The sequence below is a fragment of the Brasilonema octagenarum UFV-OR1 genome, from assembly GCF_963888615.1.
Classification (GTDB): Bacteria; Cyanobacteriota; Cyanobacteriia; order Cyanobacteriales; family Nostocaceae; genus Brasilonema; species Brasilonema sennae.
On record NZ_CAWPKW010000308.1, the window covers coordinates 1 to 20,690 of the forward strand.

Below are 20,690 nucleotides of genomic sequence, written 5' to 3' on the forward strand. Positions count from 1 at the left end.
GGGAAACCCTCCTGCAGTACTGGCTCCGCAAGGCACAACTCTTGGCAGGACTGGCGAACCCGAAGGGACTTTGTTTGTGTAGCCGCGACTTCCAGTCGCCCCAATTATTCACTCTCCAGAGTCATACAAGAGCGATAGGGACTTGCTCAAAGTACAAAGGAGTCGATAAGCTTCCGGGCAATACTCAACCTAGGAGGAACTTGTGGTAAGTTGTGTTTACTAAACCAGGCAGCATCTACCAATTCTTGCGGTTCGATGACGATGTCACCACTTGCATAAGTGGCTGTGAATCCAATCATAAGTGAGTTGGGAAATGGCCAAGGTTGCGAGCCAAAATAGCGAATATCTTTCAACTCAATTCCTACTTCCTCCCGGACTTCGCGCACCACCGTTTCTTCTAACGATTCTCCTGGTTCTACGAAGCCAGCTAGCAAGCTGTACATCCCTGGCGGAAACCGAGGGGCGCGAGCCAACAAGAGTTCTTCACCCCGAGAAACGAGAACGATAATCGCAGGCGAGAGGCGAGGATAATTCACTAATCCACAGTTGGGGCAACGTTTGGCACGCTCATGGGATAATTGGGTTGTGGGAGTCGCACAGTGCCCGCAGTATTGGTGAGTGCGATCCCATTCCAGGATTTGGATCGCGCGACCACTTAATGCATATAACTGTTCATCCAACGTTCCGTACAATTCGCGTAATCCCTGCAAAACCATGCCATCGGGAACGATCGCATCTTTGGGCAGTTCTGCCGAGTAACAAGGTTGACCATCCAGGGTGCCAAGGAATTGAGTTCGCACATGTGTCAAGCCAATTTCTGTTAAACTGATTAAATTGGGAATTTGGCTGACGTTTCCTTCGGAGCGAACCAGCAATTTATTGCCAACAAACGCAAACCACCAGGAAGGTTGAGACTGTACTGTAGGTGGAGTAATGCCAGGGATAAAGGTTTGATGCATATCAGTAGAACACAATTGCCTTGATCGTATCACCGCCGCTCTTACCCAATACCATACATTTGCCTCATCACCTTGAAACTCCTAAACTTTTTGAACACTTGAACTACTTTTCTCAGCACCAAGACGCCTTCCCAATCACTTACCTCAACGACTTGCGAGGAGAGATTTTAGCGTCCCCCTATTTTGCAACCAACAACCTTAACCGCGACTTTGTTGACACAAAGGGGTTTTCTGTGGTATTCCAGCGTTGCGAAATTGCGGAAGTGGAACGGCGCTTTCCTTTCTTCAAGCCCTATCTCGACCAGGCGCTAGAGCCGAACTGCAACGCTTTCTATCTTAACCCGCTGCTGCTCAAAGAAGGCTCCCGCGTCGATCCGCATATTGATCGCTCTTTGCGATCTTACTGCAAAACGATTGAGCCTCCTGTGGTGGTTAGTGTTCTTTATGTGCAAGTACCGCCAAACTTGCAAGGCGGAGAACTCGTGCTGCGCCGCCACAAACAGCAAGTCGGGCAGATTAAACCACGATCTAACATGCTACTGTATTTTCAAGGCGATCTGACTCATTCCGTCAATGCTGTTAAAATCACAGGGACTCGTCTAAGCTTAGTTTGTGAACAATACAGTTTGAGTGAAACTGAACTGCAAGACGTTCCAGCGTTCACAGTGGAGTCTAGGGCGGTGAAGGTTAAGCGCAGGTAAGGAATTCTCCAAACCAGAGGCTTATCGCACTGTTTATTCATGGTTGGATTTACTGCGCTTGTGATCATCTAAATGAGTTCGCACTTGCTTTTGAAATACTTTAACAGCTTCAATATGATTTTGAGAAGCATTTATATGTGCCTGGGCAGATTCCGAAAATACTTTCACCGAAGGATCATCTTTTAATTGCTGTGCCTTTTCCAAAGATTCCTGCGCCTGCTTCTGAATAGTTTTTCCAGACGCTTCAATGCTTTGACCGATTTCCGGCTTATTTTGGTCGTTGGTTTGCAGCCGCTTACCAACCTCTTCTACCGATTTACCATGCTCAATTGATTGCAAGGCGTGTTTCTGTGCGGCTTGCACGCTCTGCGGTGAAATTTCATGCATAACAATCTTACCTACTAGCACTTATCGTGTGATAGCGTTTTTTAGGGACTTGCTCATCTACTGGAAGGTATGGTTGGACTGTAAATTAGAAAGCGATCGCTCTGTATCTGAGCAGACAAATATTGCACCAGAGGAAATTCAGTCAATATCTGCTGAATTTGAGCAGGAAGAAAAGGACAAACAAATAGTAGTGATTAAGGGGCGATCGCACTAACTAAATCGCACTCACTAAATCGCACTCACTAAAGGTTCGCTGCTGTTTTGATTTTCTTGCAGATTTCTACCCAAGCTTTATCTCGTCTATTTGCGGGAATGGCGTTCAATGGTTTATCAGTAGAGTGCGCTGCTTGATACTTTTCAATTGCTGTTTCTTTGTAGTTGCTAAAACGCAACGGTATCCAAACAATTGTGACTCCTGCTCCAGCGTTTTCTAATAGAGGTGGTAATTCATTTTTACTGATATAGTTTGATGCTAAAAAATCAGGACTAACCAGCAATAAAGCAACTTTTGCAGCAGCGAGAGCTTCGGCAATTTCATCTCGCCACACAGCACCAGGCTGGATTTGGGTATCATCCCACAGTTGCAAATTCTTTTCTCTAATTAATGGTTCTAGATGAATTTTGATATCGTTAAACCACTTTTGATCTTTATGACTATAGCTGATGAAAACGAGGTTTCTGGTTGGCGTCAACAATGCTTTTTTCTCCTGTTCCAGTTCCTGTTGCAACGGTGCTGCTTGCGAGTTGAGTTCCCTATCTGCATCGAATGGTTGGTTCATAACATCATCAATCAACTTTCGGACATCTACCGTTTCATAGCTTTCTGGGCACTCCATCTGGTATTTCTTATCCTCCAAGCGCTTACGTAACCTGTCCAAAGGGTAGGAATAAGGCGTCTGACTTCCTTGACAGCTAGAGCAATTGCAAGGAACAAGAGTTTGATACTGCAAACGCTCGAAAGACTCATGGATTTTGTCGAGTTCGTGAGTGACAACTGCTAGCAGTTCTTTCTTGCGGTTTCCGGCGACATGAATTTTAATTTCCCTTTGATTATAGTTTTCAATAACTTCGGCACGGGTTTGGTCTTTGTTGAGAACAACGCCGTTTTTCCAGACGAGTTTTTGTTCATCAATCCAAGGGTATGTCTCAACGATGAAGCGGGTGAGGATACCTTTGGGCATGAATTCGTATTTGTAGCGCAAAATCAGGTTGTTGGTATCGTCCCAAGTGTAGTCGGGTTGATTAGCGGAAAGTAGTTGAGGTGCAATATAGGTGTCAGGACGATTGTCAGGACGATTGGGAATTTTATAGCAGAGTTTGAACCGCATCATCAATTGCAGTAGTTCTTCTTGCATCTGCGCATATTCGCCATCTTTCCAAATATCGGCAAGATTGTCCTGGGTAAAACATCCGAGATTTTTCTTGACGGTATCATTGTCCAACACTTTGTAGACAGCAGTAGTACCCCATTCCGGTTTGAGGATGACATAGTGTTTGAGCGTAGAATCGTCTTGGAAGTGAAGGCAAACGCCGAGGTCATGCAGATAGCGGCTAAGGCGCAACATATCTTCACGGTCAGTTAGTTTATTCTCTCGGCAAAGGGTGCGGTATTCTTCAAGGCTGATGTAGTTGCGGGAATTGTTTTCTAAGGCGAAACGGACTCTTACCCAGAGTTTTGGCAAAGGTGTGCCGACGTGGGGAAGCCTGCTGATGTAATTCTCAATGGCGTTTTTAATTTCTGATAAACCGCGATTGCTGTTTAAGTTGGTTGCTAGAATTTCTTTTAAGTTGGTAAACTCTCCTCGCAATCGCCGCTCATTGACTTCGCACTTCCGGTCTTGTTTTTCATTTTTGATGATCACAACTGGGCTATTGTCGCTCAAGAGTTCAACAACCTTGAGCCACCAGTAAAAATCTGTGTTTTCCTTACGAGTATCGGCAACTAAGGCATAGAGAGAACGCTTTGTCAGGAAAAATTGGTGAGTTTCATGATAGATTACCTGTCCGCCAAAGTCCCAAATGTTGACGCGAAAGGGTTGTCCATTGGGCTGTGTGAAGTTCCACTGGATGACATCAATACCTTGAGTGGATTTCTCATCCGACTGGAGTTCGTAAGTTTCGTCTGCAATTTTCTTAGCTAAGGAAGTTTTCCCAGCGCCCCCTTCGCCAACAATCAAGAATTTCGCTTCATAAAAGGGTTCGGTTTGTTTTGGATCTTGGACGCGGAAATAGAAATCGAGAATTTCATTTACATTGCCAGAATTTTCTGACAACTTTTTCGATCCCAAAATTTCAGGTCGAATGGGGACTGGATTTCCACGAAGATCCAATTTTTCAAGTTTTGTCAGTTGCCTGATTTGTGCTGGCAGTGCGCTCAGTTGATTGCTACCCAGGTCGAGTGATTGCAGGTTGGTGAGTTGTCCAAATTCCGCTGGCAGTGCGCTCAGTTGATTGCTACCCAGGTCAAGTGATTGCAGGTTGGTGAGTTGTCCAAATTTCGCTGGCAGTGCGCTCAGTTGATTGTAGTAGAGGTTGAGCGATCGCAGGTTGGTGAGTTGTCCAAATTCCGCTGGCAGTGCACTCAGTTGATTGTAGTAGAGGTCGAGCGTTTGCAGGTTGGTGAGTTGTCCAAATTCCGCTGGCAGTGCACTCAGTTGATTGTCCCAAAGGTCGAGCGTTTGTAGGTTGGTAAGTTGTCCAAATTCCGCTGGCAGTGAGCTGAGTTGATTGTTGCTGAGGTGGAGCGTTTGCAGGTTGGTGAGTTGTCCAAATTCCTGTGGCAAACTGCTTAAACGATTGGCAACAACCTGAAGTTCTTCAAGATGATGAAGCTGTCTTATTTCTGCAGGTAAAGTACTCAAGTTATTCCCGATAGTACCAACAATATCGCCCTCGTCATCATACTTATATTTGCCGAGAATCAGTTTTTTGAGTTGAGTCAACTTGCCAATAGATGGCGGTAAAACTGTCAAATCATTGCCGGAGAGGTCGAGTTCCATCGCTCCCTCACTCGCCGCTTGTTCAATTACCCGCAGCAATTCTTCCTGAGTCATCAGCAATCTACTGAACTATTGATTTGGTACTTTAAAGGTAACCCAAATTCTACTGATAGCAACTTGCGGCTCAATGACCTCACCCTCGCTTTTAGCTTCGCTAAAATCTTTCCCTCTCCTTATTAAGGAGAGGGATGCCCGATAGGGCAGGGTGAGGTGATACGTATGATAGCAACTTGCGGCTCGACCTCACCCTCGCTTTTAGCTTCGCTAAAATCTTTCCCTCTCCGGAGTTCGGAGAGGGATGCCCGACAGGGCAGGGTGAGGTAATGCGTATGGATGTAACGCGCCTATGAACTTGATGAAACTTGTCTGTTGGAACACCAGTTGTGAGATAACAAAGGCGATCGCTTTACCTTATTCGTTCCAGAATGCCTGAAATGAGGATTTTTGATAAAAGTCTTACGCTGTAAGCGTCCTAGATTATTCTGTTCCGATGATATTCAATCTGCAGGTGTTTAACGTCAATCTGCTCGGACGCTAAAAACAGAAGACGCTCTCGTTGGTGTAATCCCAAATTTTCAAACTGTGCCAGTTCGGAGTTTGACAATGCCCAAGGGGGACCAGAGGGTTCGGCTTCTGTCTCCCGAAAACGAGTAATCACTAACAGCGTTCCATCAGTCGCAACAACAGAGGCGACTGAGGAGATAACCTTTGAGCGCACATTCAAGGGCAAAGCTTGGATATTGCGACATTCAAAAACCAAGTCAAAGGCAAGATGCCATTGTGAGGGAATTGCCAACAAATCTGCAACTACATAATTCACAGTCGAATCGGGAAATCGCTGCTGACACCAGGCAATAGCTGTGGGGGAAATATCAAAGGCAGTTACCTCAAACCCTCGCTTTGCTAAAGCTTCTGCATCATCTCCCAAGCCACAGCCAATTACCAGCGCCTTTAGCCCTTCACCAGATGATGCATGAGTAGTCAACCAATCTTGCAGATAGGGGTGGGGGGCTAACTTTGCCCAAGGAATTTGCGCCGCATCACCTTTAGCTTCGACATATAAGACATCAAACCATGCGGATGGCTCTGATTTTTCTGAGGCTTGTGTGGCTAACTCTTTAATATGAAGTCGTACATGTTCTGGTTGTTGTTCAAACATAAAAATCAATCTTACTCCCTTTTTGCCCCTGTGTTTCGTAAGGAGTCTAGCTGTTATTGGCTTAATTAATTTTAATACCGCTCGTAACTTGATTGATCCAACCAACATATTCTGTTTGCACTGCTTCCAATCCAGCCGCCTTCATCCAATCGTCTACACTCTCTGCAGCATAAACTGTGGAATAAGGTTCTTTGAAGATTTTGATCAACCATTTCGCATGACGCAGCCTTTTTTGATTCCCATCCAAAATAATCAATTGTCCTCCTGGTTTCAGGAGGCGAAAACATTCTCGCAAAATTAACTGAGAAATTTTGGGTGGTGTTTCGTGTAATAAAAAGGAAGCTGTCACCAAATCAAAAGAAGCTTCTTCAAAACCTGTGGCTTCCGCTAGTCCATGCAGCCACTCTATATTTAACCCCGCTTGCTGCGCTTTGTAGTCCGCCACGACTAGCATATAAGGAGACAAATCCAATCCAATAACGTTCGCGCAGCGTGCGCCTTCGCGCACTCGCTTCTCCAAAAGCTTGCTTTAACATCAATGTAGCCGAACCTGTGCCGCAACCAAGATCAAGAATTTTCCTTGGCTGATTCTTTATAACACCAATTAACTGCTGACGAATCCACGCTTCATTTGGTGGCGAAGCAAATGCAGTGACTGGATCATATGTTATCGCTGCTACAGAATTAAGGTACCCGCCTTCTATACCGTGAAAATTCTGACTGCTGTAATAGTGTGGATAAATTAAGTTTGGTTGTCGGAAGCGTTAAGCGTAGCTCTGCCGTAGGCAATCGCTCTGGTGTTGCCAATCTATTGTTTCATAAAACTGCAGTTTGTTTTTTCCAATCAGGAAGCGAAGGAGCGATTTTAACAAAAGCTGCCCTATTGGGTTCTGACTTGTTGACACACTCACCTCTTTTCATCGCTTAACTAAGATCTAGCACCAGCTTTTGGATCCGCCAATAAATAAATTTATTGGCTCAGAGCTTCAAGTAAGCTAAAGCTTACTTAATATACATTCCAGTCCGTTTTAACGGACTTTGATTATCAGCCTTGAACTGAAGTTCAAGGCGTACTTACGGGAAGGTGCAAGATCTGAGTTAGAGTTTTTTCAGTTAATTGAACCACATATTAGATAATAGGCATTAACCGCTCATAACTTCAGCGAGTATTAAGAGTAATTTACACCAAATTCCTAGTAAATACCATGAAATTAAACTATCAAAACAACAATATTTTTACCTTTGTAAAAGTTCTATCTACAGTTCTCATAACAAGTGCAATTGGATTGGAATTATGGAATATTTATGCAGTCCTAACTAACACGAAAGTACCAAGCAGCCTGAATCCAGTTTTTTGGATTGAACGTTTTGCAGTCACAATCCATTTCCTTGAAGGAGTTGTCGCAGCTTTTTTTGCACCTTCAAGAAAAAAGACGCCACTACAATATGGCACTTATACTTTTTTTGTCGGCACAATTGGTTTGTTTGAATTGTTTCAAAAAGAAGATGACGAATAATGAATTATGACAATCATGCCTACATACGACTTATTTCAACTCCTTCGCTGGCGGTAAAATACCAAACTTATTTAAACCTTTATCAAGTTCCCTGAGTAATTTAAAGTCCTCCTCTGGTAAAGAATCACTACTACTGCTGAACCCTTTACCAGAAGACTCTTCCAAAAAGGAGAATGCTTGTCGAAACTGATGCGGCTGTGCTTGAATTGGTGAGTCAAAATGACAAGGAATAATTCGCTCAAAATTCCAACTCGCTACTTTATTAGCCCAGTTGATAGTTTCTTTTGGTGCGCGGTTGAGAATGAGAGTTCGTAAAATTGGTGCGACAAACAAACGACCATTCCCTCGCAGTGCATCAAATGAGGACTTCCAATCTGAGTTCCATTGGAAGGGAAACAACCCAAAGTAAGCTTTCTTGGAACGTTCCGGTGCTTGAAACGCGTTACGAAATACCTCACCCCATTGCATAATTTCTACCATACTTGGTCGAAAGTACAAAGCAAACAACGAAATACGTTGCCATCCCTTACGGCGATTTACTGGATTGTCTTCAACTATGTCAGACGCTTTGTCTTTGGCGTGGAACAGTAAGGGGTATGAATCTAATTGGACGATCGCCGGTGGTTCTTCTGGTACACAAACCACTGAATCTGTGACGAGTAAGGTGTGCGATCGCCTATGAAAAAACGCAACTTCCGCAAACCGACCAGGACCAAGCTCAATAGGACTTAGCATTGCATAGTCAAACTCGTCAACAAAGGGAGTTTGGCTGCTGTCTTCTGGGAGAACCTGAGTACGTTTAGGGGGTAAGCCTAACCAACTAAGTGGAAGATTCAGCGGAAAACTCCACTGCTTAGGAGTAACAAAAACCTGTGCATTTGGGAAGCATCTCGCAAACGGACCAACAAAGACTTTGTGTTCTAAACCAGAGACAGTTGGCAGAATGATATACTTAACATCGCCGTGTTCTGCAACCAACTCATTGACAAGGCGAATACACTCGTTCGTCGGCGCGACAGGTGCATAAACGAGCAGTCCCCCTTCATCTAACTTAACAATGGTCATGCGAATCGGCACGACAACATAGAAAATGCCCTGAAGCTGGTCAAAAGTCCAAATTGTATCTTTGAGAACTTCTTTGCGAATAGTCCGCCGTTTGCCAAAGGGGTAGAGTGGCAAAGCAAACCAAAAAGACCATGAAAAGTCCTCTGGATAAATCTCTTGTCCCTGCGTTTGGTGCGTATTCTTTTGAGTTTGAGCCACTTCATGCCCCCGAACCACGTCTATCATGCTCAAACCAGTTACCAGTTACCAGTTACCAGTTACCAGTTTTCACTGTTCACTGTTCACTGTTCACTGTTCACTGTTCATTGTTGAGCATATAAACTATCTTGCGAGATTTCTGGCAACATTTTATCGAGTTTGAAAAATATTTTGCACCATTTTTTTGTCTGTACTCGCCGCCGCTTGATCCAACTCTGCTATTTCACCAGAATTTAGTTCCCAACCCAAAGCACCAATATTCTCTTTTGCCTGTTCCACACTCTTTGCGCCAGGAATGGGAATAGCCCCTTTACAAATACACCAATTTATGCTTACCTGTGACATAGTTTTGTTTCTAGATTGAGCCACCTCTCGTAAGCTTGCCAAAAGTGGACTGATTCCTGGTAACATCTGTCTAAACAGCAAACCTCGAATGCCTTTTGGAAAAGGACCTTTTTGGGAGTACTTTCCTGTCAACAGCCCTAATGCAAGAGGACTGTAGGCAATCAGTTTGATTCCAAGCTGATCACAAACATCTTTAACTTCCAATTCGGTAACGGGATACGTGGACAGCAGCGAGTATTGAACTTGCAAAGTCGCGATTGGAACTCCTCGTTCTGCAAATCTTTGATGTACCCGTTTGAGTTGTTTTGGTCCATAGTTGGATAAGCCCACACCCTTGACGAGTCCTTGCTCATAAAGGTCAGCAAGACCATCCAAAAGTCCTCTTTCCTGCCAAGGAGCATAATTCGCCGTAGACCAGTGCATTTGTACCAAATCCACATTTTTTCCCAGCCGCTTGGCAGATGACTTGCAAGCTGACACCATTGATTGGCGTGTCCATCTCCAGGGATAAGCAGCAAGCTTGGTTGCAATGCAAATATTTTCTTTGCCTGAACCGAGATATTCTCTAGAAAATCGTCCCAGGAGTGACTCGCTTCGCCCATTCAATCTCCCAGTTCCGTAAGAATCACCCGTATCAAATAAAGTTACACCGTTGCTCACACAAAGGTTAAAGACGGCTTGTAACTGGTCATCCATGCTTTCGTCATATCCCCAAAGCAGTCGGTTACCCCATGCCCAAGTTCCGCAACCCATGCTTGGAAGGGAAAGTTCTTGACAAATTTGCATTTTTATTATCCTTGCTGAGCTAATCTCCAGTGTACTAATTTGCTAGATTTGCCTTTGTTGAGATCTTGCACCATTACGAGTAAATTACTAATACTTATATGAAACAGTGTTTATATTTACTCAAAAATCAGTTCTAGCTTTTTCAGTCCATTTCAATGGACTTAGCGTATGCAGCCTGGGACTTACAGTCCTAGGCGGATGAGAACGGAGTCAAATAATATGTCATGATTTTGACATTTGTTTGACCAGGTGCAAGATGTCAGTTTGGTTAGCATGCAATTTGGGTTGACGCCACAAGGTTATCTTTAACTCCTCGCAATAGCATCCCAAGCCTTGAGTTTCTATTTGATGATTATATATCCAATAAAAAATTCGTCGTGCTTTGGCGAACGCAACATTTGTTGAAGGATAAATACGGGGGCTAGGACAAAAAACTTCTCCATTAATATGGATTGCAGCAATATGCCAATAATCGCTGCCTTCACCTTCTGGGATAATTTCTAAAAACCCGTCTTTTAAAGGTTCAATAATTCCCATATTTATACAACCTTAACATCAATTCACTTTACAAATCGCCTCTAAGATCTCAGTATTTGAAAATAGCCAATCAAGCTGTTTCTCTCTTTACTTGATAGCAGCGGAAGCAGCAGCAGCACGCAAGATAGGTAACGGACTGTTTCATTCACTGTACTCAAAATCAGAACAGCAACCGATATAGTCACCCATCCAAGAGCGACTGTGTAATTTGGACTACCTATCTCTTTTGCTATAAATATATGAATAACTATATAACTGCCTAATGCAGCTATTTCTGCCCAGCCATAACCAACCATCCCTAAGTACGGTACAAGTAAAAAGGCACTTCCGGCAAAAAGTACTATGTGTGCTGTATGAAACCAAGTGACCGAAAGATTTTTACCTAAGAGATAGAGGACTGACGAATGTAAGTTGAAAATAGAATTAGCAATATAGCCAATTGCAATCAACGGAAAAACTTGCAGCAGTGGAGTCCAAACTTTCCCAAAAACGACTGGTAATATAACAGGCGCTACTATTGCAAAAGCAGCCATTGGCAAACCAACAGCTAGTGCTTGTAGACGCATTCCCTCTTCAATACTCTTACGTAAACGAAGTGGATCATTCTCTAATTTTGCAAGCGCCGCCATAGCCAAACGCCAGGTGACAGACTTGGCAAAAGCCAGCATTTCTGCTATGCGAATCGCTAAAGCGATAAAACCAACAGCTTCAAGCCCAGCAAAACGTCCTACAATAACTGGATTGACGAGCGATCGCAATTGCCAAATCCACGTTGAACTTGAGTAACTCAAACCATATACCAACATCTCCCGTATTAAACTGGGTTTCCAGCATAAGCGTGGGCGCAGATCAGTACTAAAGACAGTTAGTAAAACCATAGTGATTTGCTGCAGCCACAAACCACCAGCAGGTGCCCAAGCACCAAGTTCTTTAGGTGCTAGGTAATGTGCCAGGGGTAAAGCTGCTACATAATAGCTAACTTGGCTGATTAACTCGATATAGGCAACACGCTGGAAATTTAAGTCTCGATCCAGTTTGATTGTCAAAGGCAGGTTTAACAGCGAAAGAGGTAACGTTAAACCCAAAGTTGCCAACAGTGGTGCGGATTCTGGAACGTTCAGCATCTGGGCAATAATGTGTTGCCCTAATACAAGAGTGAGTGTAAAGAGACTGCTAATACACAGCAACAGAGTAAAAACTTGGTTATAATCTTGTTGGTCTGGGTTAGAAGTTTTACGTAGTAAATAAACATCCAAGCCCCATATACCCAAACCACCAAGAAAACTTACAATTCCATAACTCACTCCATAAAGTCCATATTGAGCCGGCCCAATCACTTTAGTGATGAATAATACGCCAATTAAACTGAGTAAGATACCCAAAGCTTGGCGTATGACCATCAAGGCTCCACCCTTGATGACTTTACTACGAAGTCCCACAACAACTCCAAAAATAAATAAGTTGGACTTTTCTTTTGCAAAGAATTCATCTTTTCAGGCTATCCTAAAAAGATGAATTAAAAGGTTCTTTAGTTAACTCAAAAAATAGTCGGACAATTTTCTTCCGAATTCTAAATTCCGAATTCTTTCTTCTTTATGTTGCACGAGCGAACAAACCTCGACGTAGACTGCGATTAAAAGACCGTATTTTCTCATATCCATCAGGTCCAAGGAATCTCATGACTGCGATCGCTATATTTAGGCGAGTAAACCACGGTTTCAAAATCAGTTGAGGATACATTGCAAACGCTTGCTGAGTATAATGAAAAGCTTGTTTATAATCTTTAGTATCAATGGCTCTCCATGCTAAAAAAACATACAATCGACCATAACTCCTCGGTCTGAGGTATAAAATATCTGTGGGCAAAGAGCTATAGGTTTTCTCAATTAACTGGCGAAAACCTCTTAACATTGATTCGCAATCTTTTGATTTGTTGTTTGGGTGCTGGCGATACCTCACTAAAGGTTCTTTGACTACTCCATAGTGATAGCGAGTGGCGATACGTATCCACATATCTACATCTTCAATGTAACTCTCCCGGTCAAACAAGCCCAAGATGTCGAAACAAGAACGACGTACCATTGGTGAACTTCCACAGCAAACAGGACTGTCACATGATTCTACAACTTTCTTGTAGACATCACCCTCTGTATCGTTCCTCATGACTAAACCCGTGGGCTTGCTATTCTCATCTATAAAAGCTGTCCAACAGTCTACCAAACCCACCAAAGGATTATTCTCTAAGCATTGGGCTTGTTTTTCTAATTTAGTTGGTTCCCAAATATCATCAGCATCCAAAAAGGCAATATATTCGCCTTTCGACTCAACAATTCCCTTATTTCTTGCCGCAGCTGTGCCTTGATTTTCTTGGGAAATCAGTCTGATTCGCGAGTCTGTGATTTGAGAACCCCATTCAACAATTCCATCGGAACTGCCATCATTAATAATTAATACTTCAAAATCTGTGAGTGTCTGATTCAGAAGACTCTCCACTGTTTGTGGGAGATATTTCATGGCATTATATGCCGGAATAATAACAGTAACTTTTGGCATATTTTTATTTTTTTTGTGAATACATTAATTCTTTTCAACTAACTAAAGGTAAAACACAAGAGGTGAATTGTATGGCAAGAAGGAAGAAAAAAAAGACTCAAAGTTTGTCTCTCACTCCCTAACTTCTTCACTCCCTCACTCACTACTAATTATTTCCTATTCTCCATTGTCCATTATCGGTTGATGTGTTTCGGCGCAATATTTGAATAACTGTTTTCATTTTGTCATAGGTTTGATGCCCAAATGTTTTCAAGAGTGTCAAAGCTATGATTTGGCGGATGAAGTCCCAAGAAAAAATAAGTTGTGGATGATGAGCGATCGCCTGACGATTAAACTGCCAAGCTTGTTCATAATCTTTATTATTGATCGCTCTCCAAGCTAAGTAGAGAGAAATCCGACCATATCCTTTTTCTCTTAAAGGTAATAAATCTGCATGAACTGACTCAAAAGCTTTCTCAACAATTGTACGAAAAGCTTCCAAAGTTCCTTGACAATTTGTAGACTTACTACCTGGATATTGGCGATAGCGAACTAAGACTTCTTTTATAACTGCAAAACGATATCGCGAAGCAAGGCGAATCCACATATCTAAATCTTCAAGAAATGGTAATTCTCGGTTAAATAACCCTACCGTTTCAAAACAACTGCGACGAATCAAAGGTGTACTATCACAAGCGCATACTGTTTTAAACTGAACAAGCTGCTTCCATACGTCGTCTCCCTCTGCGTGAGAAACAACAACTCTTCCTGTAGACTTGCCTTGTTGGTCAATTAAAACTGTCCATGTATCTACCAAACCAACTAATGAGTTTTCTTCTAGATATCGCACTTGCTTTTCCAGTTTGGTTGGCTCCCAAATATCATCAGCATCCAAAAGTGCGATATACTCTCCAAGCGCAGCATAAATTCCTGTGTTGCGTGCTCCAGATGAACCTTGATTCTGCTGCGAAATCAGTCGAACTCGTGGATCTTTTATTTGAGAAACCCAGGAAACTGTTCCATCAGAACTTCCATCATCAACAATTAAGACTTCAAAATCTGTGAATGTTTGCTTGAGCACACTCTCCACAGTTTCTTTTAGGTAAGCCATAGCATTGTAAGCTGGAATAATCACAGAAACTTTCGGCATATGACCCTCTTGTATTTAATGAGTTGGTAACGACACTTTTTTCTTGGACTGCAAAATCATTTCTAAAATCAGATCGCGATAACGTAATGCGATCGCATCCCAACTAAAGCGAGCAGCATTCTGTCTAGCACGTTGACTCCAGTCACCACTCAGCGCATCTTTGATAGCAGTTGTGTAAATATCCATATTTGTGACATCACATAGAATACCACTCTCACCAACAAGATATCGCCGCATTTCATCGTCAGTAGCGACAACGGGTAACCCGCTAGCCATAGCTTCTAAGTAAACAAGCCCGAATGGCTCGTTAATGGAAGGGAGTGTAAAGACATCCGCACTGCGGTAAACTTCAGGCATCTGATCATGGGGGAAAGTCCGAATCGCAAACCGATGCGATCCCAGCAACTGATCTCCCAGCGCTTGAAAGTATGCGCGATCCGGTCCATCTCCACATATACAAAGACTAACCTCGCTTAAGCTAGCTACTGCTTGAATGGCTAGTTCAACTCGCTTATGATTCTTCCGGCTTAAACTAGCCACACACAGGGCGATTGGTTTTGGTAAATCAAGATTAATCGCTGTTCCTTTTGGTGTAAATCGCTCAAGATTCACACCATTGGGAATCACACTTGTTCGTTGCGTCGGTTTCAAATTATGGGCGAATGCTGCTGTCGCTTCATCCAACACAACAAGATGATCTGGACGAAAACGAAGATTGCGCTGCAAACATTTTCCCTCTGCATTTGAGCTATTGTGTTCAGTAAAAAGTATCGGCGTCCCCGTCAGCGCTCTGACACAAGCAGCCATTGCCAATCCACCATAATCATTGTGAGGAAAAATGAGGTCAGCAGGATGTCTAAGCAAGTGGAGTAAGCAAGGAAAAAAACTCGTTAGATGTTCCACCACAATCTCAGGAGTTGAGAATTTACCCATCAGTCGAGCAACCAGAGGGTGACGCACAGCATGATAAGCATGAGAACGGGGAATACATGGAATGGGGTGGCTAAAAGGTCCACAATCAGCGCCACTAAGCAGTTCGACTTCAAAGTAGGAACTCAGACGACGAGTCAGTTCAATCGCCACAATTTCTGATCCACCACTCCAGTTAACTCCAGTGCTGGGATGGACTAAGACAACTCGGTAGGGTCGTTCACCTCTTTTACTTAATTGAGTGTTATTGATGGGACTAATAGTTTGTTGGGTCATCTTTATAGAGAATAAAATAAATTCTAAAAACTCATGCTAGTAGTCCGTCAAGGCAACTTTGCTTAGTAAATTAACTTTTAAATTCATCTTCTTTTCCTCTTCCTTTGCGTTCTTTGCACGCCAGGTGCTTCAAGTCGGCGGAGCCGCCCAACGCACTGGCTTGTCTTTGTGGTTTTTTTTCTTCCCCTCAAAGTTGCCTTGGTAAAGTACTAGGTTGTCACTGCTTTTGGCTTGAAAAATGTGAGTAATGGTTTTTCGATATATAAATATATCAAACATCCACAAATGATAGCTATAATTGCAAAAATAAATCCTAACACATCTGCGAATACCAGGTTTTGAAAAATATTAAATGGTAATTTCTTCAAAACTTTCGTTATCTGGTTGATGAAAAAACCATGTGCTAGATAGATAGAGTATGATGCATTGCCTAAAAATAAAAGAAGATTAGGGACGTTAATAGTTTTTCTCAGTTCCAAAGAAGCACCACCTACAACAAGAAGTGTACAAGCAATGCCGAATGTCATAACAGATGATACTCCTAAAAATTTGTAGAAATAATCGATAGCTGATAACGTATACAGAAAAATCCCTACATATATAAATGGTATTCCATTACTAATTTTTTGGCTTAACAAAGCATAGGCAGCGAAGCAACCTAAAACAAATTCCAGATTTAACTCCGAAAAAACAAATTGAAGTAATATGTTATTTGGAGGTAATTGAAGAATACCAATAAAATGAAAAAATACGCCTGATAACCAAGCGATAATTATCGGAAAAGAAAACTGAGGTTTCAACGCAATCAAGAGTGCAAACATAAGGTAAAAGAAAATCTCAAAGCTGAGTGTCCAACTCACTCCAAGAAAGGTTGATGAAAGAATTTGTCTGTCTTGGGGAAAGAGCAGAAAAGCTTTGATAAATTCTCCAATACCAATATCCTTGATATTAGATTTATCAAACAATATGAAAGATGCAAATATTTTACTTGTTAAGACAACCCAGTAAAGCGGGTAGATGCGTGTAAAGCGTTTAAACAAAAATGTTCCTAATTGGTTTTGATGACCTATATCCTTCTGATGAATATAAAACATGATAAAACCGCTTAAGACAAAGAAAAAGTCCACTCCTGATCCTCCAAAAGTGGTTATTTTAAATAAAAAGTTTTGATTCAAATTCTGGTTATATATGAGATCTGTATGGGCAAGTACTACAAGTACTGCTGCCAACCCTCGATAAACCTGAATAAGATTTAGTCTTTTCGCTGACATAAATTCTAAAGTTTCCAAGCCATAATTTTTATCATCAGTAAAAACGCTTTGGAGAACGGATCAACGTAGTACACGACGGCGGAAATAAAGCACCCATTCAAAATCAACGAAAAACTTACATCATAAGCATTTTGAATTTTGAATTTTGAATTTTGAATTCCGCGAAGCGGTAGTAGTACTGCTCTCTACAGGGTGTTCATTCCAGTTCCACCCTGCGACTGCCATTAAAGTGAACCAATAAAAAAACAGAGTTGTATGACTCCAGATATTTTCTGTAATCATTCCTACAGGGATAGCTAGACAAATAGCGAACATAACTGAACATAACTCACGTTGAGCGCTGCCAGGTGGTGCCGATCGCATAAGCTGGATAAGACGCACACCTTGAGCCACAATAAACACTAAAAAAGTTACAAAACCAAGTATCCCACCTTCTACTAAAGCTCGGACATAATCATTGTGAGGAAGCAACCTATTAGTAGATACATTGATACTCAATCCCAAACCGTAACCTAAAAAGGGATGCAGACGCCAAGCATTTAGCAATGTATACCATTTGGAAATTCGCCAGTTAAAACTGTTGTTATCGCTTTGTGAAAGTAGAATAGCTCGCGACACATCGATATTTGGATTGAGTAGGGGTGTATTGGCGAGTGAACTTAGGCGTTCTCGTCCAAACTCGGTGCTGGCAAATAGTCCCAGGACAAGCGCTACAAATAAAACTCCACCTATGAGGTTTACTGGGCTTAATTTCGGAGCAACTAAAACCACAACAAAGGTAGCAATCATCATCAAGCCAAATAATGCCTTAGTACTCACATAAAAAAATGCTAGTAAACCTAGCAACAATAACCACACAAAGCTTTGTCTTGATTGCTTGAGTTTCCACCAGGTTAAACCAATAAATAGTAACAGCAAAGTGACAAACCCATTAGGGTGACCAATCGTCCCTTTGATGCGAAAACCTTCAGATGCTAATGAATCACTATCATAGTTTTGCGCTGAGAGAAAAGCGGGTAAGACAGAAGGTATGAACATCTGCATCAACCCTACCACGAGCGGTGCTACCAAAGCTAAGAACAGCACAGAGATCATTTTCTCAGGAGGAATTCGGTCTTTGAGCTGCATCACCAACAGATAAACCATCAACCACGAAAAAAGACGAATCCATTCACGGATGCTGTCTGACAAATACCCAGCAGCTAATCCCAACCCTCCCAAACACAGGAGTACCACCCACAAGCCTTGTAAAAGAACCCAGCCAGCAAAAAACCACAAAAAGCGGTCAGTCTGTACAGTTTGCCTTCTCAATAACATTACTGTTACATAAAGCAAAGTCAGAACATCCAACCCAAGAGCAAACATCGCTGGTAGTTGTTGCCCAGAGAAAGGATCTAGAGAGGTACGTAAAACTAAAAGTCCGAGAACAACTTGTTCAAAGCTAGTAAAAAAGTAAAAAAGAAATGGTATTGCACCCAAAGCTAAGCCCAAGTAAAGAGGTTTGGTACTTCCGATCAAGAATCCTGTTACCAAACCAACTACCACACCTGCTAACCCAATTAAGAGTCCCAGACGAGAAGAAGGACCCAAGCGTTGTTTGGTCAACATTACTACCTCTGCCTCATACTGTTCGCAGAATCTCTAGTCTCAGATCTTGCACCAATCAATTGCTTCTGAGATTTGGGTAATCGAGGTCGGTAACGATAACTAGGATAACGGTAACTTTGTGTCAAATGTGTCATTCCATTCACCGCGACTCCCAGGATAGGGATCCGATTTTGTGTTAAATCCCGTACACATCTTGAGAGAACTTCTTTATCCGTGAAGCCTGGACGTGCAACCAGCATAAGTCCATTACCTTCTTGAGCTAATGTTAATGCATCCGCACAAGCAGTTAAGGGTGGTGTATCTATTATAACTAAATCATAATTTTCAGATGCTTCTGCCATCAAGGATTTCATCGCGACTGACTCTAGCAATTGCGAGGGACGGGCGTGTTGATTGCCACAAGTCAATACATCTAGGTTCTCAATATCTGTTGGCTGCACAGCATCCAGCAAGGATACATTTCCTTCTAACACATCGGTAATCCCTGGACCAGGGGCTAGGTTGAACAGTGTGTGCTGGGAAGGTCTTCGCAAATCTGCATCAATAATCAATGTTCGCCAAGATAGCATACCTACAACAGCAGCAAGGTGTGATGCGACTATAGATTTACCTTCTCCAGATATAGTACTACTGACAACAATCACCCGCAATTGTTCCGATTTGCGAAACTCTAAAGTTTTGAAGAGTGTGCGGTAAGGTTCAATCAACTCCATATTATCTAAGAATTGACTGGCTGGGTCAAGAACAAGCGTTTTAGCGGGTAAACGTGGTAAAATTCCTAGCAATGGTAGCTGTAGTAGTTCTTCGGCTTCGGCAGGATCGCGTAGTGTATTATCCATCACCTCTAGAAGTAACACAACGCCAACACCTAGCATTATTCCAAACACACCAGCAAGTGCTAATACCACTTTCTGTTTGGGTTCAGATGGTGATGATGGTGCAACAGCATTTTCGATCGTACGAATGTTGCTCACCTTTTGTGCTTCTGTCAGCCGTGCTTCTTCCAGTTTGCCTTGGAGGAACTTCAAAGATACTGCGGCTTCTTCCCGTTTGCGGGTTAGTACAGTGAGTTGTTGCTGTTTCATGGGTAGTTGAGCCAGACGATTCTGGAGTTCAACTTTCTTTTGCTGGAGAAGTTTCACCCTATCATTAACTGCAGACTCTTCGATTCTATTGAGGATAAATTTGGAGTTTAAATCTTGAGAGAGTTGATCACCAGCGAAATTGTTTGTGGAGTCGCTTTGATTTTTTGAGGATACGCGACCCAGTTGTTCTGATAATACTGCACGCAAGGCATCCCGTTCTCCAACTAAGTTTGCCACAGCTGGATGATCATCTGTGAAGCGCAAACGAGCTTCAATGATTTTATTTTCCAGTTCTGATAACTTAGCTCGCAGTTTCTTAATTTCTTCGTCTTGTCCGCTGCGAACGGATGAATAGGCGTTGTTCAGGTTTGTACTTTTGGTAACTTGCTGCAAGGATGCATCTCGCGCTTTGATCTCTTGAAGTTGAGCCGAGAGAGTACGCTCTTGGTCTTCTACAGTTGCTATACTTTCCACCAAGCTTTTTGTTTGTTCTTCAACAGAGACAATACCGCTCAATTTTCTGTATTTGTTTTCTTGCGCTTCAGCTTGTAGCAGCTTATTTTCCGCCTCGGGTACTTGTTTGCGTTCCAAAAATTGCTTAACCTTTGTAGCCTCAAGACCAATACTTTTTGTGTTGTCCTCAACCGTCGCTTGAGAAATGGCGTTGAGTAGCTTCGCTGCGAGCTGAGGATCGCGAGATTGATAACTTAGTTCCAAAATATTCGTTGCGGGAACAATTTTAACTTTTAAATTACGAGCAAGTTCTGTAGTTGATACAGGACTTTTAGATAAATCACCGTAAGTCTTGGGAAAAGCAATCGCGATCGCTCGTTCAAGAACACGTTGCGACTTGATCAGTTCTGCTTGATCAGCCAAGGGACTAATTCCTGGTGCGTTTGCAGAGACTTGAGTGAGATCACGACCTAATTCTGAGACACTCACCCTTTTGTCGTCCAGCATCAGTCGCGCATAAGTTTCATATTTACTTGGGGTGACTGAAAGATATGCGATCGCCCCACCAATCACAGCAACAAATGCAGCGACTGCGGGAATACTTCGTCGCGTCAGCACTGCTAGTACACTTGATATTCCTTTTTCCATAACATCTTTCTCCCTTATTTCATGAGTCATGAGTCATAACTCATGACTCATGAAAATTTGAACAAATAACTTGGTTGAGTTCAC

The 20,690-nt window shown here is 42.5% G+C and carries 17 protein-coding genes and 1 pseudogene; 3 read left to right on the top strand and 15 right to left on the bottom strand.

Annotated features, from left to right (window positions below):
• Positions 1-146: 146 nt before the first annotated feature.
• The gene (gene nudC, locus AC5590_RS27185) at positions 147-959 is read right to left on the bottom strand and encodes an NAD(+) diphosphatase (RefSeq protein WP_169266445.1); all 813 of its coding nucleotides are present in this window, start codon (positions 957-959) and stop codon (positions 147-149) included.
• Positions 960-1,057: 98 nt separating this feature from the next.
• Between nudC and AC5590_RS27190 the strand changes: the two genes are divergently transcribed.
• Complete coding sequence (locus AC5590_RS27190) at positions 1,058-1,660, top strand: 2OG-Fe(II) oxygenase (protein WP_169266446.1); 603 nt, start codon at positions 1,058-1,060, stop codon at positions 1,658-1,660.
• Positions 1,661-1,693: 33 nt separating this feature from the next.
• Here AC5590_RS27190 and AC5590_RS27195 read toward each other — a convergent pair whose 3' ends face one another.
• On the bottom strand, positions 1,694-2,047 hold the full coding sequence (locus tag AC5590_RS27195; protein WP_169266447.1) for a hypothetical protein: 354 nt from the start codon (positions 2,045-2,047) through the stop codon (positions 1,694-1,696).
• Positions 2,048-2,120: 73 nt separating this feature from the next.
• Here AC5590_RS27195 and AC5590_RS27200 point away from each other — a divergent pair, with 73 nt between their 5' ends.
• Positions 2,121-2,261: a hypothetical protein gene (locus AC5590_RS27200; protein ID WP_169266448.1), complete on the top strand. Its 141-nt coding sequence runs from the start codon at positions 2,121-2,123 to the stop codon at positions 2,259-2,261.
• Between the two features lie 28 nt (positions 2,262-2,289).
• On the opposite strand, the gene AC5590_RS27205 is transcribed toward AC5590_RS27200, so the two are convergent.
• The 3 genes and pseudogenes from AC5590_RS27205 to AC5590_RS27215 form a co-directional block, all read right to left on the bottom strand.
• Positions 2,290-5,100: a COR domain-containing protein gene (locus AC5590_RS27205; RefSeq protein ID WP_169266449.1), complete on the bottom strand. Its 2,811-nt coding sequence runs from the start codon at positions 5,098-5,100 to the stop codon at positions 2,290-2,292.
• Between the two features lie 418 nt (positions 5,101-5,518).
• Positions 5,519-6,205, bottom strand: a complete 687-nt coding sequence (locus tag AC5590_RS27210) for a class I SAM-dependent methyltransferase (RefSeq protein WP_169266450.1) — start codon at positions 6,203-6,205, stop codon at positions 5,519-5,521.
• 70 nt (positions 6,206-6,275) lie between these two features.
• A pseudogene (locus tag AC5590_RS27215) lies at positions 6,276-7,110 on the bottom strand (class I SAM-dependent methyltransferase); the annotation flags it as partial.
• 300 nt (positions 7,111-7,410) lie between these two features.
• Here AC5590_RS27215 and AC5590_RS27220 point away from each other — a divergent pair.
• Entirely contained in the window at positions 7,411-7,722 is a 312-nt protein-coding gene (locus AC5590_RS27220) for a hypothetical protein (RefSeq protein WP_169266451.1), read from the top strand.
• Positions 7,723-7,752: 30 nt separating this feature from the next.
• On the opposite strand, the gene AC5590_RS27225 is transcribed toward AC5590_RS27220, so the two are convergent.
• From AC5590_RS27225 to AC5590_RS27270, 10 genes are all read right to left on the bottom strand, one after another.
• Positions 7,753-9,012: a DUF4336 domain-containing protein gene (locus AC5590_RS27225; RefSeq protein WP_169266452.1), complete on the bottom strand. Its 1,260-nt coding sequence runs from the start codon at positions 9,010-9,012 to the stop codon at positions 7,753-7,755.
• Between the two features lie 123 nt (positions 9,013-9,135).
• Positions 9,136-10,116: an aldo/keto reductase gene (locus AC5590_RS27230; protein ID WP_169266453.1), complete on the bottom strand. Its 981-nt coding sequence runs from the start codon at positions 10,114-10,116 to the stop codon at positions 9,136-9,138.
• Positions 10,117-10,338: 222 nt separating this feature from the next.
• Positions 10,339-10,653 (bottom strand): hypothetical protein, encoded by a 315-nt coding sequence (locus tag AC5590_RS27235; RefSeq protein ID WP_211178556.1) that lies wholly within the window; start codon positions 10,651-10,653, stop codon positions 10,339-10,341.
• A 41-nt stretch (positions 10,654-10,694) separates the two neighbouring features.
• The gene (locus AC5590_RS27240; RefSeq protein ID WP_169266454.1) at positions 10,695-12,092 is read right to left on the bottom strand and encodes an oligosaccharide flippase family protein; all 1,398 of its coding nucleotides are present in this window, start codon (positions 12,090-12,092) and stop codon (positions 10,695-10,697) included.
• 154 nt (positions 12,093-12,246) lie between these two features.
• Positions 12,247-13,206 carry a glycosyltransferase family 2 protein gene (locus AC5590_RS27245; protein WP_169266455.1) on the bottom strand — a complete coding sequence of 320 codons (960 nt, stop codon included), beginning with the start codon at positions 13,204-13,206 and terminating at the stop codon, positions 12,247-12,249.
• A gap of 145 nt (positions 13,207-13,351) precedes the next feature.
• Positions 13,352-14,335, bottom strand: coding sequence for a glycosyltransferase family 2 protein (locus AC5590_RS27250; protein ID WP_169266456.1), 984 nt, complete (start codon positions 14,333-14,335; stop codon positions 13,352-13,354).
• Positions 14,336-14,350: 15 nt separating this feature from the next.
• On the bottom strand, positions 14,351-15,541 hold the full coding sequence (locus tag AC5590_RS27255) for a glycosyltransferase (RefSeq protein ID WP_169266457.1): 1,191 nt from the start codon (positions 15,539-15,541) through the stop codon (positions 14,351-14,353).
• A 209-nt stretch (positions 15,542-15,750) separates the two neighbouring features.
• A complete protein-coding gene (locus tag AC5590_RS27260; protein ID WP_248277286.1) occupies positions 15,751-16,830 on the bottom strand; it encodes an acyltransferase family protein in 1,080 nt (359 codons plus the stop codon).
• Between the two features lie 102 nt (positions 16,831-16,932).
• Positions 16,933-18,420 carry an O-antigen ligase family protein gene (locus AC5590_RS27265; RefSeq protein ID WP_169266458.1) on the bottom strand — a complete coding sequence of 496 codons (1,488 nt, stop codon included), beginning with the start codon at positions 18,418-18,420 and terminating at the stop codon, positions 16,933-16,935.
• A 2-nt stretch (positions 18,421-18,422) separates the two neighbouring features.
• A complete protein-coding gene (locus AC5590_RS27270; protein ID WP_169266472.1) occupies positions 18,423-20,606 on the bottom strand; it encodes a GumC family protein in 2,184 nt (727 codons plus the stop codon).
• Positions 20,607-20,690: the final 84 nt, after the last annotated feature.